Origin of the sequence: Niameybacter sp. (assembly GCF_036655075.1) — a bacterium.
Taxonomy (GTDB): Bacteria; Bacillota; Clostridia; order Lachnospirales; family Cellulosilyticaceae; genus Holtiella.
Genome location: NZ_JAVVQU010000015.1, coordinates 13,737 through 37,455, shown reverse-complemented (window position 1 = coordinate 37,455; position 23,719 = coordinate 13,737). Strand labels below are relative to the sequence as shown.

Annotated in this window: 21 protein-coding genes; 5 read left to right on the top strand and 16 right to left on the bottom strand. The window is 35.5% G+C overall.

The genetic code is table 11. The features are described 5' to 3' along the window. The first annotated feature begins 71 nt into the window (after positions 1-71). Together RRY75_RS05985 and RRY75_RS05980 are read left to right on the top strand one after the other, a co-directional pair. The gene (locus tag RRY75_RS05985) at positions 72-3,020 is read left to right on the top strand and encodes a vitamin B12-dependent ribonucleotide reductase (protein WP_332715952.1); all 2,949 of its coding nucleotides are present in this window, start codon (positions 72-74) and stop codon (positions 3,018-3,020) included. Between the two features lie 91 nt (positions 3,021-3,111). Continuing rightward, positions 3,112-3,318, top strand: a complete 207-nt coding sequence (locus RRY75_RS05980; RefSeq protein ID WP_332493203.1) for an aspartyl-phosphate phosphatase Spo0E family protein — start codon at positions 3,112-3,114, stop codon at positions 3,316-3,318. Between the two features lie 67 nt (positions 3,319-3,385). Here RRY75_RS05980 and RRY75_RS05975 read toward each other — a convergent pair whose 3' ends face one another. The 15 genes from RRY75_RS05975 to RRY75_RS05905 all read right to left on the bottom strand — a co-directional run bounded on the left by RRY75_RS05975 (position 3,386) and on the right by RRY75_RS05905 (position 21,601). Continuing rightward, entirely contained in the window at positions 3,386-4,102 is a 717-nt protein-coding gene (locus RRY75_RS05975) for a polysaccharide deacetylase family protein (RefSeq protein ID WP_332493204.1), read from the bottom strand. 137 nt (positions 4,103-4,239) lie between these two features. Continuing rightward, entirely contained in the window at positions 4,240-5,085 is an 846-nt protein-coding gene (locus RRY75_RS05970; RefSeq protein ID WP_332493205.1) for an NlpC/P60 family protein, read from the bottom strand. Positions 5,086-5,410: 325 nt separating this feature from the next. Further along, a complete protein-coding gene (locus RRY75_RS05965; protein ID WP_332493206.1) occupies positions 5,411-5,896 on the bottom strand; it encodes a PTS sugar transporter subunit IIA in 486 nt (161 codons plus the stop codon). A gap of 32 nt (positions 5,897-5,928) precedes the next feature. Continuing rightward, positions 5,929-6,756: a PRD domain-containing protein gene (locus RRY75_RS05960; protein ID WP_332493207.1), complete on the bottom strand. Its 828-nt coding sequence runs from the start codon at positions 6,754-6,756 to the stop codon at positions 5,929-5,931. A 12-nt stretch (positions 6,757-6,768) separates the two neighbouring features. Further along, positions 6,769-8,421, bottom strand: coding sequence for a phosphoenolpyruvate--protein phosphotransferase (ptsP, locus tag RRY75_RS05955; RefSeq protein WP_332493208.1), 1,653 nt, complete (start codon positions 8,419-8,421; stop codon positions 6,769-6,771). Between the two features lie 15 nt (positions 8,422-8,436). Next, positions 8,437-8,694 carry an HPr family phosphocarrier protein gene (locus tag RRY75_RS05950; RefSeq protein WP_332493209.1) on the bottom strand — a complete coding sequence of 86 codons (258 nt, stop codon included), beginning with the start codon at positions 8,692-8,694 and terminating at the stop codon, positions 8,437-8,439. Positions 8,695-8,937: 243 nt separating this feature from the next. After that, positions 8,938-9,678, bottom strand: coding sequence for a glucosamine-6-phosphate deaminase (nagB, locus tag RRY75_RS05945; protein ID WP_334309727.1), 741 nt, complete (start codon positions 9,676-9,678; stop codon positions 8,938-8,940). 10 nt (positions 9,679-9,688) lie between these two features. Continuing rightward, on the bottom strand, positions 9,689-10,840 hold the full coding sequence (nagA, locus tag RRY75_RS05940; protein WP_332493211.1) for an N-acetylglucosamine-6-phosphate deacetylase: 1,152 nt from the start codon (positions 10,838-10,840) through the stop codon (positions 9,689-9,691). An 87-nt stretch (positions 10,841-10,927) separates the two neighbouring features. After that, a complete protein-coding gene (locus RRY75_RS05935) occupies positions 10,928-13,540 on the bottom strand; it encodes a GH36-type glycosyl hydrolase domain-containing protein (protein WP_332493212.1) in 2,613 nt (870 codons plus the stop codon). A gap of 94 nt (positions 13,541-13,634) precedes the next feature. Further along, on the bottom strand, positions 13,635-15,245 hold the full coding sequence (locus RRY75_RS05930) for a glycoside hydrolase family 3 protein (protein WP_332493213.1): 1,611 nt from the start codon (positions 15,243-15,245) through the stop codon (positions 13,635-13,637). 86 nt (positions 15,246-15,331) lie between these two features. Further along, positions 15,332-16,744, bottom strand: a complete 1,413-nt coding sequence (locus tag RRY75_RS05925; protein ID WP_332493214.1) for a phosphoglucomutase/phosphomannomutase family protein — start codon at positions 16,742-16,744, stop codon at positions 15,332-15,334. A gap of 59 nt (positions 16,745-16,803) precedes the next feature. Then, on the bottom strand, positions 16,804-17,694 hold the full coding sequence (locus tag RRY75_RS05920) for a carbohydrate ABC transporter permease (RefSeq protein ID WP_332493215.1): 891 nt from the start codon (positions 17,692-17,694) through the stop codon (positions 16,804-16,806). 30 nt (positions 17,695-17,724) lie between these two features. After that, positions 17,725-18,594, bottom strand: a complete 870-nt coding sequence (locus tag RRY75_RS05915; protein WP_332493216.1) for a carbohydrate ABC transporter permease — start codon at positions 18,592-18,594, stop codon at positions 17,725-17,727. A 314-nt stretch (positions 18,595-18,908) separates the two neighbouring features. Next, the gene (locus RRY75_RS05910; RefSeq protein ID WP_332493217.1) at positions 18,909-19,685 is read right to left on the bottom strand and encodes a response regulator transcription factor; all 777 of its coding nucleotides are present in this window, start codon (positions 19,683-19,685) and stop codon (positions 18,909-18,911) included. A 14-nt stretch (positions 19,686-19,699) separates the two neighbouring features. Beyond that, positions 19,700-21,601 (bottom strand): sensor histidine kinase, encoded by a 1,902-nt coding sequence (locus RRY75_RS05905; RefSeq protein WP_332493218.1) that lies wholly within the window; start codon positions 21,599-21,601, stop codon positions 19,700-19,702. 209 nt (positions 21,602-21,810) lie between these two features. On the opposite strand from RRY75_RS05905, the gene truA reads away from it, so the two are divergent. The 3 genes from truA (at position 21,811) to RRY75_RS05890 (ending at position 23,238) form a co-directional block, all read left to right on the top strand. Further along, positions 21,811-22,551 (top strand): tRNA pseudouridine(38-40) synthase TruA, encoded by a 741-nt coding sequence (gene truA / locus RRY75_RS05900; RefSeq protein WP_332527369.1) that lies wholly within the window; start codon positions 21,811-21,813, stop codon positions 22,549-22,551. Between the two features lie 76 nt (positions 22,552-22,627). Continuing rightward, a complete protein-coding gene (locus RRY75_RS05895) occupies positions 22,628-23,044 on the top strand; it encodes a DUF5721 family protein (RefSeq protein WP_332493991.1) in 417 nt (138 codons plus the stop codon). 11 nt (positions 23,045-23,055) lie between these two features. Further along, positions 23,056-23,238, top strand: coding sequence for a hypothetical protein (locus tag RRY75_RS05890; RefSeq protein ID WP_332493990.1), 183 nt, complete (start codon positions 23,056-23,058; stop codon positions 23,236-23,238). A gap of 99 nt (positions 23,239-23,337) precedes the next feature. On the opposite strand, the gene RRY75_RS05885 is transcribed toward RRY75_RS05890, so the two are convergent. Beyond that, the gene (locus RRY75_RS05885; protein WP_332493989.1) at positions 23,338-23,508 is read right to left on the bottom strand and encodes an alpha/beta-type small acid-soluble spore protein; all 171 of its coding nucleotides are present in this window, start codon (positions 23,506-23,508) and stop codon (positions 23,338-23,340) included. Between the last annotated feature and the right edge of the window lie 211 nt (positions 23,509-23,719).

Sequence of the window (23,719 nt, the reverse complement as noted above, 5' to 3'; positions counted from 1 at the left end):
TCTTTTTATGATAGATTAAGAGTTAAATAAAAGTAATTATTGTTAAAAATAAATTCTTGGAGGATTATCTTATGTTAAAAAATTTATTAAACCCCCACTTTACCAAGCAACTAGATACTGACCTGACTGTCTATGACCTATTCCATTGGAAAAAGGTGAGTGTACATCTCACAGACTATGCTACAGGTAAGGTCTTAATACATATGACTGACTTGGAATTTCCAAGTCACTTCTCTCAATCTGCTTGCGATATCATTGTAAGCAAATACTTCAGAAAAAGTGGGGTACCTACTGCAATAGGACATGAGACCTCCTTCAAACAAATTGTCCATCGTATGGTCAACTTTTGGGTCAATTCAGCCGCTGATGAGGGCATTATAGATGATACTACTAAGCACATTTTCTACAACGAACTCGCTTATATGATGCTGGCACAAATGTGGGCACCAAATAGTCCTCAATGGTTCAATACAGGCCTTGCACTCTCTTATGACATTACAGGTGAAGGACAAGGGCATTATTACTTTGACGAAACCCAAGGATGTGTTGTGGAAGCCAAAGATGCCTATACAAGAACCCAAGGCTCAGCTTGCTTCATAGTCAGTGTTACGGATTCCCTTTTAGGACATAAATCACTTACTGACCAACTCACTACAGAAACCAGACTCTTCAAATATGGTTCAGGCGTTGGCACAAACTGGTCTCCTATACGTGGTGAAGGCGAACTTCTTTCTGGAGGAGGCAAATCTTCTGGACTTATGAGTTTCTTAAAAGTATTTGATCGCAATGCAGGCGCTATTAAATCTGGAGGTACGACAAGGCGTGCTGCTAAAATGAATGTTCTAGACCTAGAACACCCAGATTCACTAGATTTCATTAACTGGAAATGTAAAGAAGAAGATAAGGTCATTGCTCTTGGAAAAATGGGCTATGATACTCACTTTGATGGTGACGCTTATGCTACAGTGTCTGGACAAAATGCTAATAACTCTATTCGTGTCAAAGATACCTTTATGAAAGCACTAGATACCCCCGAAGCCACCTTCACTCAAATCAATCGCTTAGACCAAACGATCCACGCCACACTCTCAGTACAGGATGTATGGAGTAATATTACTCATGCCGCTTGGAAATGTGGTGACCCTGGGATCCAATTTGATGATACCATCAATGCATGGCATACATGTCCTGCTGGAGAAAATGGGGATGCTACAGACCCTTCTAACCGCATTCATGCAAGTAACCCTTGCTCAGAATATATGTTCTTAGATGATACGGCCTGTAACCTAGCAAGTATCAATGTACTCAAGTTTTATAATGCCGAATCCGATTGTTTTGATTTAGACGGCTATCTACACTGCATCATGCTTATTCAAATGGTACTCGAAGCAACGATTCACCATGGCCAATTCCCTACACCAGAAATTGCTGAGCGTTCTTATCACTTTAGAACAACGGGTCTTGGGCTTACCAACTTAGGTGCACTCTTTATGTTGATGGGCATCCCCTATGACAGTGAAGCGGCACGTACAATTGGAGCCAGTCTTATGAGTCTTGTAACAGGCTATGCTTACTACGTTTCTTCTCTTATGGCAAAAGAAGTTGGTCCTTTCACTTATTTTGAGTCCAATAAACCTCATATGATGCGTGTCTTAAGAAATCATGCAAGATGCAGTAACCTTCCACTTTCTACACCTGAGTTTGAGGGCTTAGACTATACACCTTTAACCCTCTCTCATGATGTATTAGTAAGCCTCGGTCAAACCAACTTAAGTGATACGATTAAAACCGTTTGGACACAAGCCCTAGCCTCTGGCGAACGTTATGGTTATCGTAATGCACAAGTCTCTGTTCTTGCCCCAACAGGTACCATTGCCTTTGCCATGGATTGTGCAACCACTTCCTCCGAACCTTTCTTCAGCCATGTAACTTATAAAAAGTTAGTTGGTGGAGGATTTATGGAGATTGCTAACCCTATTTTACCAATGACATTGAAAAAACTAGGGTATAGTGAAAAAGAAATTCAATCTATTACAGACTACATTATGCAAAAAGAAGATCATGACGGTTACAGCATCCTTCTTGACGGCAAAATAGAAGGGGTTCCTTACTTAAAAGAAGAACATTATGCTATATTTGATACTGCTAATAAATGTGGCACCGGCAAACGCTTCATTAGTCCAGAGGCACATGTTAAAATGATGGCCGCACTTACCCCCCATGTATCTGGAGCCATTTCAAAAACTGTAAATTTACCACAAGATGCTACAGTGGAAGATGTATCTTACATTTATCGTCTGTCCTCTACATTAGGTGTTAAGGCTATTGCGCTTTATCGTGATGGTTGTAAAGCTTCTCAACCGCTCAGCTCTACCAATGCTACATCTGCTACTAAAAAATTAGAAGACCTCTCTTATCACGAGCTTTTAGACTATGTCAAACATCCTGAAAAGCACTATACACCTATTCGCACTAAACCTACTGGCATCCGCCAAGCTCATGTCCATGAGGCTGAAATTAATGGACTTAAGCTCTACATCACTGTATCTTTCTTTGACAGTGGTAAACTAGGTGAGATTTACGTATCTGCTGGTAGACAAGGCTCTCTTGTTAAAGGACTCTTAGACAGTATTTCTACGACTATTTCAGAAATGCTTCAATATGGCGTTCCTGCTCACGACATTTCTAAAATGTATAGAGGCCAAAAATTTGAGCCTAGCGGCTTTGTTGGTGGTCACCCTTATATTAAACGTGTAGATTCTATCTCTGATTTAATTAGTAAAATTATAGATATTGAACTTGGTGATTTTACATATTGCCAAGTCAAGCCGGCTACTATAACTTCTCCTGCATCTGCCCAACCTCTAGAGATGATCTCACCCTCTACAACTTCTGCACATGTTGAAGCTGACTTGGAACTTGAAGGTGAACTTTGTGCTAACTGCGGAAGCACCAAACTCATAAAAAATGGAACCTGTAAAGTCTGTGCTGAATGTGGTACAACCACTGGATGTAGTTAATAGGAACCTTTTTGCATTTACTGGCATATTTTATAGTGTAGGCAGCTTAGTAACACCATGTTAACACTCTTTTGAAATGAGGCGAAACTGCATGCATGATACAACGCTAGATCATCAAACTATTCTAGAAGCCAAAAAACAACTTGTGCAAGCCATCATAGACGGACAGTATAACTTACAATCAGAGGAAGTACTCTTAATTAGTAGACATCTAGATGAATTAATGCTTCCAGCATTTCAAACACAACTTGACTTTTATAATCAATATTTAAATCTCTCTCATTCTTTTATGACATAAGCTTATACCCCTTTTAGGTATAATATATAAGCCTGCTACTTTATGTAGCAGGCTCTTTTTAATTCATCTATTTTCTATACTGTCTTCCCGTGTGGTCGATAGTATACTCATCCTTAATAATAAGTTGTGAAACAGGTACTATTTCATATCCTTTTAATTTCAATCCTTGAATAATCTCTGCTAAAGCATCCTTTGTATACTTTGTAGCATTATGCAAAAGAACAATAGAGCCTGGTGCTAAATTTTTATGTTTCAAAACGCGATCGATCATTTCTTGCTTTCCATAGTTTTTCCAATCTAGAGAATCTACATCCCATTGAATAATATAATACCCACTTTCAGTTGCTGCCTCTACTACTGCATCGTTATATTCACCATAAGGTGCACGATAGAGATTAGCCTCTTTCCCTGTGAGTTCCTTAATTGTATTATGGGCAAATCGCATATCTTTTTTAATATCTTCCTTACACATCTCGGTAACATGTGGATGCTTATCTGAATGACTTGCTATATCATGTCCCGCTCCAGCAATTTGTTTGACCGCATCAGGATACTTTCGCATCCAATCTCCTACCATAAAAAAGGTTGCCTTAACCCCTTCTTGATTTAACGTACTCAAAATATCCTCAATATCATCTGCACCCCAAGCACAATCAAAGGTAAGTGCCACTTGCTTCTCATGAGTAAAAACTGAATAAATTGGCAAGAGTCTCGCCTGTACAGCAACCTGACTCACTATTAATATGATACTCACTATTACTACCCATATATTTTTACGTTTCACCTTTTAACCTCCATTATCCATCACAACATATTTTCTTCTAGTTTTTTCTATTCTTCTAAATTTATTCATTTCTTCGCTCTTTAAATGAATAAAAGAGGCATCTATACATTGCTGTATAGATGCCTCTTAAAATATATCTATTTAATTACACGTTTAATACCAATAATCGGTTTGCCATAATTTAATTCACCCATTGTAATCCCTGTTTTAGGTGTACTCGCATGGATAATTGAACCATTACCTACATAGATTGCTACATGATCAATATTCCCGTTAAATCCATAGAATACAAGATCTCCTGGTAATAAATCACTCTTACTTACTTTAACACCATTACTTGAAAATTGTGATCTTGAGCTGCGTTGTAAGTCAATATCAAAGTTCTTATAAACTTGTTGAACAAATCCTGAACAGTCAGCACCTCTTGTTAGGCTATTTCCACCATATACATAAGGATTACCTAAAAATTGTTTTGCATAGCTAATGACTTCTTCACCTAAATAGTCTTCAGCTTTTACTTTTACTTCCTCTTCTTCTTTTGTCTTTATGTAAGGAATTAAATTTAAAGTTTCTTCATTTAATTGTTCTTTATATATGTATCCATCAATACCTTCAATTTGAATGTGGTACCAATTATCAATTCTTTCTGTTACAAATACAGGTACATCTTTCGCAATAAAGTTAACAATATCAGACTCTGGATTGGGTTCTCTTCTTACTGTTGCTTCATCTACAATAACTCTTGAAACAAGTCCTTCTTGATTTGACATGTCTCCTACTATATCTTCATCTATTAATGGCGCACTTATTACCGCCGATACATTTGCAATATTGCCTAATACCTTTGCATCTCTTGTTAATACGAACCCCTCTTGTGTCATCACTTGTTGAGGTGCTACATTTTCTATCGTATTCCCATAAGTACTACTTCCTAATCCGACAACTGATAATACCGTAATACCCATAAATTGTTTGATAGTCATTGATTTCCCTCCTGAATTTCATTCATCTATTTTTAAATGTTATATTTATTAAGTAATTGTTACATAATTATTATATGTCTATTATTTATCTTTGTCAAGCTATAGTTACTAATACAACTGATTTAATCTTATTTTTATTTAGCACTTAGTGACTACTTTCATTCTATATTTCCTTATTCATTATGCACATTTACATGTTTTCTATATATTTCAAACTTTAATTTTCAATCATCTTCCAAATATCTCCAATCACTAACTTGTCCATTTTATAAAAAGTTATAAAAAAACAGTAGATCTGCATCTACTGTTTTCATGTTTATTAACTTTATTTGGTTTTCTTTATATTCATTGCAATACTTTTACCTGCTTCAACTTTACCTGTCGCGCGGCTTTTAAATTCTACTTCATCTGCATTTGTAATAACAACTGGAGATGTAAGTGGTTTGCCAAGCTCTTGAATACGTTTAATATCTATTTCTAAAATAGGATCGCCCATTTTAACTGTATCGCCTTCTTCTACAAGCCTTTTAAATCCTTCACCCTTTAAGTCTACTGTATCAATTCCGATATGAATAAGTAAATCTAGGCCTGTAGTTGTTTCAATACCGATTGCATGGTTAGTTGGGAAGATTTGCACAATCTTACCATCGCAAGGTGCTACTACTCTATTTTCAGTTGGAATAATAGCAATACCATCTCCTACCATTTTTTCTGAGAATACTGGATCTGGTACTTGTGATAAATCAATTGCCTCTCCTGTCATTGGAGAAATGATTTCAATACCTTTGAGTTTATTAAAAAAGTTAAACATATTAGGGCCTCCTTGTTTAAAAACAATTATTATTAGATGGTTTGCAAAGAAATAAGCTTTTGTATATCTACTGCCATATAAGCTATAAGACCTTCACCTAGTGTGATATGACACTCTTTCTCAAGATATTTCCCTATTAACTGAGCAACCTTATAAGTAGGTTTTAACTGCTTCCCTACTTCTTTTTTTAGCTTCATTTCTACATCTTTGCTTCCTTGTTCGATATAGAACCTAAGCATCTTGAGAAACTCCTCTTTGACACGCTCTTCTATATTGATATCTACTTTTAATTCCTGTTCTACAACTTGTAGACAATCTTTATAAACACGCGTCATCCTCATAATTTCATTGACTGATTTGTTCTTCCTTGCAGAACGGAGGTGAAGTGCAATGAATCCTTGTTCTTCTTCTCCTATGTCAATACCTATAGTCTCTTCAATATACTTTCTTGCAATACCTGCAATTTCAAATTCCTTCTTATATAAAGTAATAATTTCACGCGTGAAAGGATTTTCTATCGTTAGACCCATTCCTAAACGTTCAATAGCAAATTCAATATGCTCTTTGAGCATCTTCTCACTATTTTCGTTTAAAGAACCTAAATTTTCTTCTGCAATTTGAATAATTTTATGGGTAAGCGTCTTAATTTTGAGATTAAAAGCATTCATACCTTTTAAATCTAAACGCTCTGCATCTGGCGAAAGCTCATGGAATACTTTCTCAATATTAGTATTTTCTTGAATGGTGTCACCTATTTTCTTGCCAAAACCAATACCTTTACTCACTAAAATAACTTGATCTTGCTCCTGACTTGCTAACACCACATTATTATTAAACACTTTTATGATTTGGTACTCCATTCTCCCTACCTCCTACAGATTTAATGTTGCTTTAGCTGTACGTGTATCTACTTGTTGTATTTTTTTTCTTACTTCAAGTACAGAAGGTGCGCTTACAGAGAGCTCATCAATTCCCATTGCAAGATATGTTTCTGTTAATGTCGTGTCTGCTGCTGATTCTCCACAAATCCCAACCCAAATACCTGCTTTATGTGCATTGTCTGCAATCATTTTAATACTTCTTAAAACTGCTAAGTTATGTGTGTCATATAAATGAGCTATTTTAGCATTCATACGATCTACTGCCATTGTATATTGTGTAAGGTCGTTTGTTCCAATACTAAAGAAGTCTACTTCCTTTGCAAGTAAATCTGACACTAATGCTGCTGCCGGTGTTTCAATCATCATCCCTACTTCAATGTCTTCACTTACTGCTTGGCCTTGGGCAATAAGCTCTTGTTTGGTAGCTTCTAATATTGTTCTTGCCGCCTTGATTTCATCTACTGTAGCAATCATTGGGAACATAATACCTAATTTACCATGTACACTCGCTCTTAAAAGGGCACGAAGCTGAGTTTTGAAAAGCTCTGGCTGGTCTAAGCATACACGAATTGCACGATACCCTAGAAATGGATTATCTTCTTTTGGAATATTTAAGTAAGGAAGCTCTTTGTCTCCACCTACGTCTAATGTTCTAATAATTACACGATCTTCCATTGCTTCTAAAACTTTTTTGTAAGATTCATATTGTATCTGTTCTGTTGGTAATGCATTGCCATCCATATATAAGAATTCACTTCTAAATAACCCAATACCTTTAGCATCATTTGAGCGTACATTGTCAATATCTTCTGGGCTACCGATGTTTGCATTTACTTCAATATGCACACCATCTAATGTTCTATTTTCAGTACCCACAAGTGCCTGTAATGCTTCTTTGTCATGTTTATACTTTTCTTGCTCTGTAGTCCACTGTGCTAACATCTCTGGTGTTGGCTCAGTATAAATTTTTCCGTCTTTCCCGTTAAGAATAATGATTTCATCATTTTTAAACTTTGTCAATGCACTTTCTACACCTACGATGGCTGGAATTTGCATTGTTCTTGCTAAAATAGCCGAATGTGACATCTTCCCACCGTCTTCAGTGATAAAGCCTAAAACAAACTTTTTATTCATTTGAATGGTATCAGATGGGAATAAATCTTTAGCTACTAAAATAACTGGTTCATCTAAATCGGCTAAGGCTATTTCTCTTTCGCCTGTTAAGATACCAATAAGTCGTTTTGAAATATCTCGTATATCAGCAGCACGTTCTTGCATATAAGCATCTTCCATACATTCAAACATGCCTGCAATGACTACAGCTGCACTGCTCACGGCATAGGCTGCATTATATTTATCTTCTGTAATCACACTTACAACTTGATCATGAAGATCTAAGTCTTGTACGAGCATTTGATGTACATCAAAAATGCCTGCGTGTTCTTCACCTACTTCTTGTAATGCTTTTTCATACAACCCTTGAAGCTCTGTTAATGCTTCTACCTTGGCTTCTTCAAAACGCTTAATTTCTGCTTCCACATTCTCTATTTTTGTATTTGGAACAGTAGCTGTACCTTGTTTTTTAATAAATACTTTGCCAATAGCTACACCGCTAGAAGCCCCCATGCCATCTAATATCATCATGTCAACTCCTATATTCTAGTGGTTTGCTTCAATTACTTCTTTAATTGCAACTACTGCACTGTCTTCATCTGCACCATCAGCTGTAATTGTAATGAGGTCTCCTTTTTTAGCACCTAAAGAAAGAATAGCTAGTAATCTTTTTGCATCGATTGATTTACCTTCTTTTTCTATTGTAATTTTAGATGTAAATTCTCCTGCTTTTTTAACAAGTACTCCTGCTGGTCTTGCATGTAATCCTGCTTCGCCTTGAACTGTTACTACTAATTGTTTCATAATATGTTCCTCCTTAAATTTATTAAATACTATTTATGTATTTTGCTAAGATTTCCCCGGATTTATTACTGAAAAATAAAAAGGCATAAACAATACCTTCTCCTCATATTTGGAAAAAATAAAGTTTATGCCTGATCGTATCAGTAACACACTTGTAACTATATTAATTATCTAATAAGATTATAACGAACTATTTTTTCATTGTCAACATCTACTAGATAACTAAACTATAGTATTATATTTTTATTTAATTTCACTTAAAAGTTCTGCTGCTGCATCTTCATCTAAAACAACTTTTACATCTTTGTGGAATTGCAAAATAGATGCTGGAACTTGTGGTGTAACTTTTCCTAAAAGCATTTCTTTGATGATTGGTGCTTTACCACTACCACTTGCTAAAAGTAAGATGCTTTTAGCTGTCATGATTGTCCCAATCCCCATTGTAATTGCTTGTGTTGGTACTTCTTCAATTGAGTTGAAGAATCTAGCATTATCTTGGATTGTTCTTTCATCTAATGTTACTTGATGTGTAATAGGATCAAATACCTCACATGGTTCATTGAAACCAATATGTCCATTTCCACCAATTCCTAACACTTGAACATCTACACCACCGATAGCACGTACAAGTTCATCATAGGCTTTGCCTTCTTCAGCAGAGTTAGCAGCCATACCATTTGGAATATGCGTATTGTTAAGATCGATATCTACATGATTAAATAAGTTATCTTTCATGAAGTAGTCATAGCTTTGGTCATTTGTTTTTTCAATTGGGTAGTATTCATCTAAGTTGTATGAAGAAACTTGTTTGAAACTAATTTCCCCTTTTTTGTTCATTTCAATAAGCTCTTTGTACATACCTACTGGTGTACCACCAGTAGCTAAACCTAAGTTTGCTTCTGGTTTAGCTTTTAAAAGCTCAGCAATAAGTTCAGCACCTTTTTGGCTCATTTCATCATAATTTTTTGTTACGTAGATTGTCATATCGTTTAATTTAATTGTTTTCATGGATTGTTTTCCCCCTATTAATTACATATTTAATATTTACAGCATCATCAAAGAAAATAATGTCTGCATCTTTTCCAGTATCTAATGTTCCTTTAAATGCATCTACCTTAATCGTCTTAGCTGGATTGATTGTAGCAAATTCAATTGCTTTTTCCACGCCATATTCAGTATGCTCAATCACATTTCTAAGTGCTTCATTTAGACGAAGCACACTACCTGCTAATGTACCATCTTGAAGACGTGCACTTCCTTCTGTTACAAATACAGCTTGTCCACCAAGAGCATATTCACCATCTTTGCAGCCTCCTGCACACATACAGTCTGTAACAAGTACAAATTTATCTGGTGCTTTAGCTTTCATAACGAGTGGGTAAAGGCCCTTGTTAACATGAATCGTATCACAAATCATTTCACAACTTACTTTTTCTGAAGCAAGTGCTGCACCTACTACACCTGGATTACGATGGTGTAATGGTGTCATAGCATTGAAAAGGTGTGTTGTATGAGTAATCCCTGCTTCAATACCTTCCATTGCTTGATTAAAGTCTGCTTTTGTATGTCCCATAGATAAGGCAATACCAGTATTGTTGGAAATTTCTTTAATAAATTCATTTGCGCCTTCTATCTCTGGTGCAATCGTAATGAGTTTTACAATATCTTGATAGTCTTTTACAAATTGAACGGCATCCGCATTAGGTTCTTGAATATACTTACCATTTTGAGCACCTTTAAAGGCCTCATTGATATATGGACCTTCCATATGTACACCAAGTACTTGTGAGCCTTCACTACCTTGTGCTTTCACTGTTCTACACACTTCTAATGCAGTGATGATTTCTTCTTTTGACATAGTCATAGTCGTTGGTAAGAAACTGGTTACACCATTTTGGGCAATACCCTTAGCAATCGTACGAATAGCCTCTTCTGTGCCATCCATAGTATCTTTTGTGTCATACCCATGGATATGTATATCAATAAATCCTGGTGCTACGTAGTGCCCCTTAGCATCAATTATTTCTACATCTTGTGACATTTCTTGTATATCTACTATTCCTATTATTTTATCTTCAAATAATAAAGCTTTATTTTCTATTATTTGTCCATCAAATAAAATTCTACCATTTACTATAGCTTTCATTGTATCCCTCCTTTTTACATACTTTTAGGTACTCGTAAAAAGTGCCTAAAAATACTTTCTTATTTTATTTTTACTCTAACCAACAAATTAGTCAAGAATTTCTACTACAATTTCTTTATTATTTGAAATAAAGTTGTTATTTAACCATAATTTTTCCAATTTCATTACGTTATCGTAAATTCCTTCTTGTATTTCACCATTAACTTTGAAGATACGTTTACCTGTTTCATGGTTACTATATTTAAGTACTAAGTGAGTCCCTCTTACTTTAAGTTCAAATGCTGTTGTTTCGAATGGAATGTCCATTGATGGTTGAATCCAAAGTCCTGTATATTGTGGCTCTACACCAAATACGAAACGAATGAACGTTTTAAGCGCAACATTTGAACTACCTGTTTGCCAGTCTTGCATAGATTCGCCATCAATTTGTTTTTCTTCATTAAAACCATAGGAGTTAGGCATAACATAGGGTGATACTGATACTGTTTCATGTGTAAAGGGTAGGCATTTTGAAAGTTCATCCCATGCACGGTCTGTTTCACCCATTCTAAAGAGCGACATTACCCCAAATGTACTTGCATGGATATATGCTGCACCATTTTCTGCTGTACCTTTTGGTAAGTTTGGAATACGTCCTACCCCTGTTGTACCTTTTTCAAAGTGAGGTTGGAATGTTTTTAAACCATATTTTGACCCTAAGCGGTCATACGCATTAAGAATCGTTTCTTTGATACTCATATCTTTATCGTACATACCTGCAAGTACCCAGAAAGCATTTGAAGTAATACCATCACGAGATTCATGATCTGGGTCATCAAAACTGCCTACAAAGTAGCTTCTTTCATCTCCCCATCCATGTACCAGCCGTTTTTCACCCGCTTCATTAGCAATAATAGCGTATTTTGTAAGGCCTTCTTCAATTTCAGCCATTGCTTGTTTGTACTCATCAATTTTATCTGCATATTGGTCTGCACCTAAGATTTCAAGTAATTCAATCATTTCATAACAGTTTTGGTAAACTTGAAGTGTTGCCATAACAGATACACCTGTACCATATTCACGGTCTTTATGTTTACTTACACCAAGACCATCAAGCGCATCATTCCAATCTCCATAAAGGGCACATACACATTTTGTGTACTCATGGTCACGATTTGTAAGAAGGTAGTTCATCATATCAAACAAGTGATCAAGTACTGAACTTGTCTTGTCTAATTTCTTAGCAAGATGTGCTTTGTCATTTACAAAGTCATAGTATCCACAGGTTTCATTTAAGAAGTTAAAATCTTGTGTGAAACGAAGGTATGTTGCAATTGTAGAGATGACCCATACTCCTTGGTCAATGAAAGGTCTAAGGTCCATGTTAGGTGTATCCCCTTCAAATCTTGGAAGAGAATATTGTCTTGGACAACGACCATCTGGCTGTACAAAGTTAAGTGCCTCAATCATTTTGTCTCTTGCAACTTCTGGCTCATAGAATACCAAACCTTCAAGCGCTTGGAATACGTCACGGATTCCAATAAGTGAGAAGCTTGAAAGTTGAATATAGCCTTTAATAACAGAGCAGAACTCAACTTGTTTCTTAAGATGCTCAAAGAATGCATTGAACACTTCTTCTTTAATTTCCCCACGGAGACGTTTGCCAAATTTAGCTTTCATAGCACCACCACGCTGTGCCTCTTCATTGATGATCTCGACTTCTGCACCATCAATCACCTCTGGTGCTGGCACTGCATGAATAGCTACTTCCATTTCTTCATCTTCAAAACAATAAGTCATAACAATATCTTCGCGCATACTTGCTTTTCCATCTAATTCTATATGAAGCATATCTGCTGCAATAGATACTTCTGTGAAGGTTGTAACTTTCTTAGTTTCCCCAAATGTCCCCTTATATAGAGCAGCCGGCGTATGCAGTGAACTTCTTACGCCGCCTACATAATCATTACGAGATGCTGTTTCTTCAGATTTTATAAGTTTTGCCCCTTCACTTAATGTAAGGTTTCTGATAAACACACCATAGTTTGGAGCCATCGCCCCTCTCTCTCTTTCTTCATATACTTCAACTAAAAAGTTATCAAGATTTTGTCCTTCATTTGCAGGAAGTACTGTAGCTTGTCTAAACCAACGATTTTCAGCACCTTCCATTACAGCATTTTTAAGGAATGGATTAAAGTAGGAAGATACAAAGAAAGTTTTCTTTTCATCTGTATTGTTTGTTGCAGATACTGTATAGTACATCTTCTTGTTGGCATCTACAAAAGTACGGATTGCAAACGTAATCCCTTCTGCTTCTGTTATATAGTATGCACTCGCCTTAGTAAAGACAGTGTATCTTTCTGTTTGGACATGCTCATCCATCACTGGCACAGATAAAATAGGAATAACTTTGTAATGCTCTTCCCCTTTGAATCCTGCAAAGAAAGCAATTTTAGGTTCTTGTCCTTCTGAGGCTCTAAGGTATGGAGAGAAAAGTCCTTCGTTACTATGAAGATAACCCGATGCATATACCCAGTAATTAAATCCATTTTGACCAAATGGGTATCTACAATCCCCATCTTCTCTAGGAATCGCTAAAATGTTATTATCCTCAACAAAGAAAGCCTTACCTGGCATTTCTTTTTCACATGCTACTTCAGGATTTGCCTGTAAGTTATGGTATTCATTTGCATACTTATTTACATTGTCAAAAAAGTTCATTACTTTCACCTCTCATAAATTGTTATTTTTCTACCCTCAGCGTACAAGTAGCCACCTGTAAACCTTCGTTTACGAAGTGGCACCTGTTGTAAATTTATTCAAATAATTGTTTTGCTGGATTGAACTCAAAGTCTCCATCACCAAATACAGCTTCTACTAAAGCGTCAAGTGTAACTTGTGTTAATCCACCTGTCACAACAACATAATCACAATAATTAGCAAGAAGCTTCGCATCTTCTGGACTCCTTGTCGCTACACCAATAACCTTTTTAGTTGGGCAGAACTCACGGATGTATTTGATTGTTTCAATTTGTTCTTCGAAACAGTAGGCATTAACCGTTGTAAAGATAACAAAGTCAGAGATAATTGCAATATCCCCTACAGATACTCTTTCCATATGAGTAGGTCTCCATGGCATAATCACTTCTTTTGTATTGTTATGGTAACCATGTTTTTTAACTGTTTCTTCAATAGATAGCTTATCATAAAGATTAATTGCATCACTCATTACAAGGCGTGCTGGATTCCCAAAGATAATTCCAAGTTTTTCTTTTTCTTCTAGTTTAATTGGGAAATCTGCTTTTTCCCCTTTGTAAAGAATGAGCGATTTTTTAGCAATTTCATAAGCAATTTCATCACCTTGAGCTTTATCAAATGCTTTTGTTTCTGGGAATTCACCACAACGATATCTTGCTTTGTATTCTAATACTTTAAGACACGCTTCATTGATACGCTCTTCAGAAATTGTACCATTTTGCACACACTCTTCCATGAAATCAACATACCATTTACCTGCACATGTAGACATGAGTAGGTCACACCCTGCATTCATCGCTTCTACTAATGGTTGCTTTTGACCATATGCATCAAGTACCGCTTTCATAATAAGGTCATCTGTAACGATAAGCCCATCAAACCCTAGCTCTTTTCTTAAGTAATTTACTACATTTTTAGACATTGATGCTGGGTTTTCACTATCAAGTGGTGGGAAAATACCATGGTGCATCATGACACAGCCTAGCCCATTTGCAATAGCCTTTTTATAAGGTACAAGTTCTACCTCTTCAAGACGTTTCATGTCACCTGAGTGTACATCCATTTTGAAGTGTGTGTCTTCTTGTGTTAAACGCATCCCCGGGAAGTGCTTACCACATGCAGCAATGCCATTTTCTTCAAGCCCTTTAATAAAGCCTGTTCCCATATCTGCAACAACACTTGGTTTGCTTGAAAACATACGATTATCTACAACTGGTACACCATTAATTCTATCGTAACTTACATCAAGTACTGGTGCATAACACACATCAATACCTGCATAGTTTAATTCTTTAGCAACATGTGCGCCTTGTCTATATGCCATTTCCTCGTCATTTGCAAATCCCATTGCCATATTCCCTGGGAACATAGTTGTTCCTTGGTGAATAGCTGTAAGTTGTCCACCTTCTTGGTCAATAGTAAGAAGAATTGGAATACCAAAACGATTCTCTTTAGCATGTGCTTGAATACGTTTGTTCATTTCACGGAACTGTTCAAGGTTTCTTACGTTGTTTCCTGAGAAAAAGATGATACCACCTAATTCTGTACGTTTATTCATTTCGATAAGAGATTCTGGAAGATCCTCATACCCTTGATAATATTGAAGAAATGTTTGTCCGATTTTTTCACGGAGTGTCATTTGGCTAAAGATTTCTTGTATGTTAAACATGATTTCCTCCTAAATAGATAAAATAAGTTCTATTCTACCATTATATCGGTAAAATTTATAAAGTGTATAAGATTTTCTATATGTGCTTATAAACCTAAGAAGCTTAGCATTTGTCTACTAATAGATTCTGCTTCTTCTTTTGTACTCATTTCTGCAAACACACGAATAAGAGGCTCTGTACCTGAGAAACGTGCAATAATCCATCCACCATTTTCAAAGTACACTTTGCATCCATCTTCATAACTTACTTTAGCTACTGGAATATTAAATGCAGGTAATTTCTTTTCATGGAAAAGTACTTCTACTAGCTCATCTTTTTTAGCATGTGAGAAGCGACAGTCATCTTCAGTCATTACAAAGTTTCCAAACTCTGCATGAATTTCATCTAACATTTGTGCAAGGCGTTTGCCTGTTACACACATCATTTCTACAAGTAAACCAGCAGCGAATATACCATCTTTACCTTTAATATGTCCACGAATAGTAAGACCACCACTACTTTCTCCACCAATAACAGCATCTGTTTCTTCCATTTTGGCTGAGATGTGTTTAAATCCTACTGGTACTTCGTAACATTTTTCACCAAAACTTTCCGCAATAGCGTCTAAAAGGTGTGTTGTTGCAATATTTCTAACAACTGGACCACTCCAGCCTTTGTATTTAAGCATGTAATAATATAATAATGCCATAATATCATTTGGATGAATAAAGTTACCTTTTTCATCAATAATACCAAGTCTATCCGCATCACCATCTGTACCAATACCAATATCATATTTCTTTTCAACAACCATATTAGCAAGTCTGTTAAGTGTTACCGCAGTTGGTGAAGGAAGTCTTCCTCCAAATTGTGTATCATGACGATCATGAATGAGGTCTACTTCACAGCGACAACTAATAAGAAGTGCTTGAAGTGAATTTTTAGACACGCCAAACATTGGATCAACAAGTACTTTAAGCTCCTTTTCACGGATAGCTTCAACATTAAGCATCCCTAAAATTGTATCTATGTAATCATTGAAAGGATTAACTTCCTTAATGATCCCTTGTTCTTTTGCTTCTTCATAATCCATTTGTCTCACATCATCTTTTGTAAGTGTTGCAACAATAGATTCCACTTTGTCAGTGACTTCTTCTGTTGCGTCGCGTCCACCAAGGGTGAAAATTTTGATACCATTGTATTCTGCTGGGTTGTGGCTGGCTGTAATGGCTATACCATAGTGATTGCCATGAGTCTTTGCATAATACATAATGAGGGGTGTAGGAGAAATCTTATTAATAATTTGTACTGGTATGCCATTTCCAGCCATAACTTCACTTACCCATCTAGCAGATTTATCTGATAGGAAACGTCTGTCATATCCTACTACTAAACCCTTTTGTGTGACTTCTTCTGTCTGCATAATGTTTGCCACAGCTTGTGCTACAAGCACCACATTATCTTTAATGTAATCTTCACCGATGATGGCTCTCCAGCCACCTGTACCAAATTTAATCATAATTTTCTTCTCTCCTTTTTAAGCTAAGAAATGTTGTTAACACTCCCCCGAGTTTTACATCAACCTTTTACTGCACCCGCTGTAAGACCTTTAATAATATATTTTTGTAAGAATAAGTATACAATAAGCACGGGTACAACTACTAGAATAACAGATGCACACATTAAACCATAGTCTGTACCGTATTGTGATTTAATTGTATCAAGTAATGCACAAATTGGACGTACTTGTGTTTTACGAATAATAATCTTTTGTAAGAACAAGTCATTGTATGACCATAAGAATGTAAAGATTGCTACTGTTGCAAATGAAGGTTTTGAAATTGGCACAACAATCTTCCAGAAGATTTGCCAAGCCCCACAGCCTTCCACTACAGCTGCTTCTTCAAGTTCCATGGGAATAGTAGACATGAATCCTACCATGATGATAATCGCAAATGCCATATTTCCTGCAATTTGAGGCAAGATAACGCCAATATGAGTATTCATAAGGCCTGCATTATAGAGCATTGTAAATACTGGAACGATTGTTGCAAATGCTGGAAATAATAAAGCTGCCATTACCATTGAATGAACAACTATCTTCCCCTTAAAATTGTACCTCGCCAAGATATAAGAAGCAAGGCCTCCAAACAACATTACGCCCAATACTACTGAACCTGAAATAATTAAGCTATTCATATAGGCAGTACCAATCTTCATACGGCCAAATGCTGTAATATAGTTTGCTAGAACTGGCTCCTTCACAAGACTAAATGAATCCACTAAAATTGTTTCTTTTAATTTAAAAGAGTTATTCATAACCCAAATTAATGGAAAAACCGTTGTACTTGCCCAAAGTAAAAGCACTATGTGAATAAATACTTTGCCTATTGAGAACTGCTCTATTGGCCCAGAACTCTTTTTAAGTTTAAGGTTCTTTGCCTTAGTCGTAGCTAAGTCTTTGGCCATGACTACACCCCTCTTTCCTTATTTTAAATTTTACATTTCTTCTTCTTTTAAGAATTTATTAACTAAAAGAGATATACCTAGCCCAAGTACTACAATGAGTACAGCAATAGCACATCCATACCCAACACGAGACGCTTCATAAACCATGTTGTATTGGTAAGTCCCTAGCAAGTAGCTGCTTCCTCCTGGTATCCCTTTAGGTGCAATTGTCCACGCTAAGTCGAAGATTTTAAGCGCACCTGTTATAACAAGAATTAGACTAGATTTGAGCACACCCTTAATAAGAGGAATAGTAATGTAAATTGTTTTTTTGATTCCAGTAATACCATCTAGGTAAGCTGATTCGTAAATATCTTCTGGAATAGCTGAAATCCCAGTAAGCACAAGTACGAAATAGAATCCTACATATTGCCAGATTGTTGGGATAGCAATCATGTAAATCGCTGAACTTTCTGTCATCCAAAGTACTTTATCTCCACCAAATTTCATTATTAATTGATTAAATAAACCAATATTATAATCATAGAAAAGTACGAACATAAGACCAATTGCTGTAGCTGAGATAACTACAGGGAAGAAGAATACAGTTCTATAGAACTTAGCCCCCCTCTTAATCCCATCTACAAATAACGCAAATAATGTACCTAACCCTAACTCAAAAACAATGCAAAGTATCATCATGATAAAAGTATTTTTAATACCTGTATGAATGTTGACATCTTTGATTAACTCCGTATAATTCCCAAACCCTATAAATGTTTTGTTGATCCCCGCTAAGTCTGTGATGTTGTAGGCACTGTTTACTACACTCATTAAAAATGGAATGTATAGAAAACCTACTAAGAATAAGATTGCTGGAAGTAAAAATAGTACTACAATTTTCTTGTCCTTATAAATCACTTAAAAAGCCCCCTTTCTTTTTTGTATTGCCCTTTTGTTGGTGAGATTTACTTACACACTTCTAATCTCTTAGCAGCGTACATTAGTTCATTTGATGCCCTATATGTAAGAAATGCTAGTAAGTTTTTAGCTTGATTTAATTATATCACTATAAATATACAGATTGAATATGCTTATCTTGCTGTTTATTGTTTAAATTTGCTCATACTTTTACATATTCTTTGCTTTTCAAATTATAATCTATCAAACTCAAATCTCTCATCTATACAAAAAACAATGGATTGATCATCACTTATTGACTAGTGCTTATTCAGTTAGTACATTTTGTTACGATATTCATTAGGTGTTACTTGGGTACTCTTTTTAAAGATTTTAGAAAAGTAAGCCGTATCTGTATACCCTACGTTTTCAGCAATTTCGTAGATTTTCATATTGCTCTCAAGCAACAGTCTCTTAGCCTTTTCAATACGTGCCGCATTGAGTAAATCTACAAAGTTAGTCCCCGTTTGTTTTTTGATGACCTTGCACAGATGCCAAGTACTTACATAGAGCTCACCTGCCACAGTTTGCAAATCTAACTTTTGATCATAGTGTTCATTAATATAATCAATAGCTTGTCTCACTAAATACTGTGGTTTATCAAGTTCCTCTCTACCTTTATCTTCATTTTCTACTTCCTTTAATGTTGGATTTAACAGAACCTCTCGTTTAGGTAATTGTTCAAGATTTGCAACTGCACTCACAATAGCTTCTTTAATTTCTTCTAACTTAGAAGGTTTGAGTAAAAATCTTAATACACCTAGTCGAATGGCTTGCTGAGCATATTCAAACTCTCTAAATCCCGTCAAAATGATAATTTGAATATCTTGATTAATACTCTTCATTTCATCAATCATCTCTAAACCACTCTTCTTTGGCATACGAATATCAGAGATAATAATATGTGGCTCATGCTGAATCATCTTCTCTATACCCTCTTCTCCATTTTGCGCTTCGTCTACAAGTTCACAGCCTAAATCATGCCATGGAATAACTTTTCTCATACCTTCTCTAATAAAAACCTCATCATCAATAATGAGTACCTTATACATCTCTATTTCCCCCTTTAAAGTGCTTCCTCTGTTGTTTTTGGCAACCTCATAATAATTTTGGTCCCCTTACCTTGCTCGCTTTCAATGCTCATTCCGTAGTCTTCTCCATACATAAGCTTAAGCCTCTTTTGTACATTAATAATCCCTATATGACTCCTACCTTTCCCCTTTTCTTCTGTTTCATTTTCTATAAAGACTTTTTGTGAGTTGTTCAGCTCATGTTGCAAGTACTCCAATCGACTTAACTCTATACCCGCACCTGTATCTTGAATGAGAATAACAAGATCCTCTTCCTTTACTATTACTTTAATACAAATCTTTCCTTCCCCTACTGGTTCAATCCCATGACTAATAGCATTTTCTACTAAAGGTTGTAGTATAAGACGTGGAATACTAGACTCTAGCAACACTTCTTCTACGCTGATTTCAAACTGTATTCTTTCACCAAACCTCTTTTGAATAAGAAAAGTATAGTTTCTCATATACTCTATTTCTTCTTTAAGCGTCAAATAATGGCTATCTCTCCTATCAATATTCACTTCCATAATTCCTGACAGCGCTTCTATCATTTGTACAATATCTTCATCTCCACTTATACGTGCCTTCCAGTTAATCATTTCTAACGTATTATATAAGAAGTGTGGATTGATTTGAGCCTGTAATGATTTAAGCTCTGAACTTTTTAAAATAAGCTTCTCTCTATAAACACAGTTAACCAAATACTGAATTTGTTTGCTCATCTTATTAAAAGCAGCATAAACATGGCCTATTTCATCTTGATAATCTCCTTTAATCTGAACACCCATTTCTCCATTCTCAATCTGCTGCATCTTGTCACTGAGTAAGTATACTGGGTAAATCAATTCCTTATAAAGCTTATTCGCTAGCAATAAGAAAATAGGGAGCGTACTAATACATAACATAAATATAAAGCGAGATAGCTCTCTAATCTCTTGTAATAGTATATCCGTCGAAATATAGACAGCTGTAGCTACTGAGAGATTTTGCGTTGAAAACATATGATAAACAATCGCCTCTTTTTTATTTTCTTCCTTATAAACAATATCTCGTTCTAGACTCATCTCCATAAACTCATTGAGTTTATACTTCTTTTTATCATTCAAGTTTCCGACACCTACTAGTTCTGCCATTCCATTAGCCTGTACATAGATTGCCTCTTTTGCCCCCTCAAGTAATTGTTCATACTTATTCATCAACTGCTCTTTATCTAATTGAATAACAATTGTACCTGAATGTTGATAGGTATCTCTATAAAAAATCTTTTGAGCTAAATAAATATTATTTAATTCATCTATGTAATAAGTCTTACTCAGCCCCTTCTCCTCTAACTTTTCCTTGATTTTGTTAAAAACATCTAGGCTATTAAATTGTTCTCTTTCTAAGTTAGCTTTAGATCGATCTCTGAGTTCATCCCTAAGCTCCATATAGCTAAATTGTTTTTGCTCTTTAAATTGATATGCTGCTAGGACAACATCTTGTCTAGAAAGCACAAGTGACCGCAAATATTTTCCGACTTTTTCTTCTTTCATATGATAGTCATTCATCAACATTTTATCTATTTCTTCAATGTTTTCCGGGCTATGATTATCTGTATCTATTTCCATCATTTTAAGCCGTCCATAATAATACTGTGTAAACTCATAAACCGCCTTATCATACTGAGTATCTGTTATAAACTTTTCTAAGTCTTTTAACTTTTCTTCGAACCACTCAGATGTTATGACCACGTCTTTTTGTACAGAATTTATAAAGTGTTTTGTAATAACTTCTTCATAGTTTTTATAACCTACATATCCGATTAAAATCATTGGATATAAGACAAGTATTAAGACAAACACTGTCCATTTTGTTTTAATAGAAGTTCTAACATTTATCTTATATTTCGATAGATTCATCTCTTTTCTCCCCTTTTAATGTCTATTATATTTTAACATATTTTAAACATTTATTAAATATTCAATCAAATATTGCTTATATTTTTATCTTCTCTTCTCACACTCTACCTCTGTAAAGTTATTTTAGCTCTTATCATTCTTATGTTATACTGTATAAGATTTATAAGGTTAGTTAAAACTTAAACTAGAAATCCTCAAAGGAGTTTATTATGTATAATTATAAAATGTTCCTAGCTTATGACGGCACTAAATATCTCGGTTGGCAAGTTCAGACCACCCAACCGCTTAAAACAATTCAAGGCAAACTTGAAAATGTCCTTTCACAACTTTTTGATGAGCCTGTTCAAGTTATTGCTTCTGGACGTACAGATGCAGGTGTTCATGCACGTATGCAAGTTGCTAACTTCCATACAACCACTTCAAAAAGCTGTGATGAAATTCTAGCATACCTACGTGACTATCTCCCTCAAGACATTGCGGTTATTCAACTTAAAGAGGCTTCGGAGCGTTTTCATGCACGTTACAATTGTCTTACTAAACGCTACGCTTACTATATTGATACCAACTTTTCTGCAAATCCTTTTTTCACTCGTTATAGTTATCACATACCTGAAACGCTAGATATTGCTAAAATGGAGGCAGCTGCCCATCACTTACTAGGCACTCATGACTTCAAGAGTTTCACTTCTATGAAGAACAAGAAAAAAAGTACCATTAAACATATTCATAGTATTACTATTGAATCGGCTCCATGTGGTCTTGTCATCTACTATCATGGCAACGGCTTCTTACAGCATATGGTACGTATTCTAACGGGGACTTTATTAGAGGTAGGCCTAGGACATATACAACCTAGTGATGTTATAGGCATCTTAGAAGGTAAATCTCGCGCTTTAGCTGGTCCAACTTCACCTAGCCATGGACTTTTTTTAGAAGAAGTGCTTTACTAAGAGTAATGACTTTTATTAATGACGATAGGGAGGGGTTTTTATAGAAGCTTATACCATTACTCACAACAAAGAATTTATGAACAAATTAATTAAGTCTGATCTATTTGATAGTTTCCTCATACGTGAAGCCATTTTGCACACAGCCTTCAAATCTATTTTAGATGGACATAGAAATATGGAGTTTTACAACTCCGATGAGAGAGAAGACTTGAGTGATTATTTAACCTGGGGTGAAATACGTCCTTACATCTATCAAATTATTATTGGAAGCAAGTCACCTTCTTACTTTAAAATCATTCTAAGTACAAATAAGCAAAAAACCGAAGCAATCTCTGACCTCGTTGATACTTGCTTTATTAACATTACTTTTAAGGCTTCTGAAATTACCGTCAGTACTGGAATTGCCTATAAGACTTTCACACTAGACAAGTCTCCCGAGACTATTTGGGATACTAAGATTAAAAACTTTCTTTTTAAGTATGATTTTTTATAAAGGGGCTTATCATGGATTACAGCAAATTGAAAACGAGTTTTCTACTCCTATTTTTAATGACCGCTATTCAGCTTCTAGTCGCTATTTTCATCTTACATCATACGGTCATTACCTTACTCTCAATAGGTGCTATGCTATTATGCATTGGTGGCCTTATTTATACGAGTAAAAATGCAAACAATAAAAAGGAGTAATCCAAGTGGAATACTCCTTTTTATTTACCTATATCCTATGCTTATGTTTCGTGATACTACACAAGTCTTTAAGATACCGCGTTATTTAGTTGTTTTGAGTTATTTTCCACCCATTTGAGCTTCTTGAGCTGCGATCATACGTTTTACCATTTCTCCACCAACAGAACCAGCTTGTTTAGCTGTAATGTCTCCGTTGTAACCTTGTTTTAATGGCACACCGAGTTCTGAAGCTACTTCTTGTTTCATTGCGTCTAATGCTTGGTTTTTCATTTGAGTTGCCTCCTTGAAAATGTTGATTGGATTTTGTTAACCAGCTTTTTTGCTGCCGGTTATAGTCATAATTTACCCCAAGATGCTTTCTATTATTACAGTAATATTTGGTAGTTCTTCATGTTTATTTCCAATTTTAAATATAAGTGTTATTCTAGTTTCAATTATCTGCCTATAGGTAGTTGACAATCAATTTTTGTTAATAGTATTA

Coding starts and splice junctions, on each gene's coding strand:
- RRY75_RS05960 (WP_332493207.1), bottom strand. CDS start 6,756: ATGGAGTACCAAATCATAAAAGTGTTTAATAATAATGTGGTGTTAGCA.
- RRY75_RS05925 (WP_332493214.1), bottom strand. CDS start 16,744: ATGATTAAATTTGGTACAGGTGGCTGGAGAGCCATCATCGGTGAAGAT.
- RRY75_RS05920 (WP_332493215.1), bottom strand. CDS start 17,694: ATGGCCAAAGACTTAGCTACGACTAAGGCAAAGAACCTTAAACTTAAA.
- truA (WP_332527369.1), top strand. CDS start 21,811: ATGTATAATTATAAAATGTTCCTAGCTTATGACGGCACTAAATATCTC.
- RRY75_RS05935 (WP_332493212.1), bottom strand. CDS start 13,540: ATGAACTTTTTTGACAATGTAAATAAGTATGCAAATGAATACCATAAC.
- RRY75_RS05890 (WP_332493990.1), top strand. CDS start 23,056: ATGGATTACAGCAAATTGAAAACGAGTTTTCTACTCCTATTTTTAATG.
- RRY75_RS05965 (WP_332493206.1), bottom strand. CDS start 5,896: ATGTTTAACTTTTTTAATAAACTCAAAGGTATTGAAATCATTTCTCCA.
- nagB (WP_334309727.1), bottom strand. CDS start 9,678: ATGACAATCTACGTAACAAAAAATTATGATGAAATGAGCCAAAAAGGT.
- ptsP (WP_332493208.1), bottom strand. CDS start 8,421: ATGATGATATTAGATGGCATGGGGGCTTCTAGCGGTGTAGCTATTGGC.
- RRY75_RS05905 (WP_332493218.1), bottom strand. CDS start 21,601: ATGAATCTATCGAAATATAAGATAAATGTTAGAACTTCTATTAAAACA.
- RRY75_RS05980 (WP_332493203.1), top strand. CDS start 3,112: ATGCATGATACAACGCTAGATCATCAAACTATTCTAGAAGCCAAAAAA.
- RRY75_RS05985 (WP_332715952.1), top strand. CDS start 72: ATGTTAAAAAATTTATTAAACCCCCACTTTACCAAGCAACTAGATACT.
- nagA (WP_332493211.1), bottom strand. CDS start 10,840: ATGAAAGCTATAGTAAATGGTAGAATTTTATTTGATGGACAAATAATA.
- RRY75_RS05950 (WP_332493209.1), bottom strand. CDS start 8,694: ATGAAACAATTAGTAGTAACAGTTCAAGGCGAAGCAGGATTACATGCA.
- RRY75_RS05895 (WP_332493991.1), top strand. CDS start 22,628: ATGAACAAATTAATTAAGTCTGATCTATTTGATAGTTTCCTCATACGT.
- RRY75_RS05970 (WP_332493205.1), bottom strand. CDS start 5,085: ATGACTATCAAACAATTTATGGGTATTACGGTATTATCAGTTGTCGGA.
- RRY75_RS05910 (WP_332493217.1), bottom strand. CDS start 19,685: ATGTATAAGGTACTCATTATTGATGATGAGGTTTTTATTAGAGAAGGT.
- RRY75_RS05930 (WP_332493213.1), bottom strand. CDS start 15,245: ATGTTTAACATACAAGAAATCTTTAGCCAAATGACACTCCGTGAAAAA.
- RRY75_RS05885 (WP_332493989.1), bottom strand. CDS start 23,508: ATGAAAAACCAAGCATTAGACGCAATGAAACAAGAAGTAGCTTCAGAA.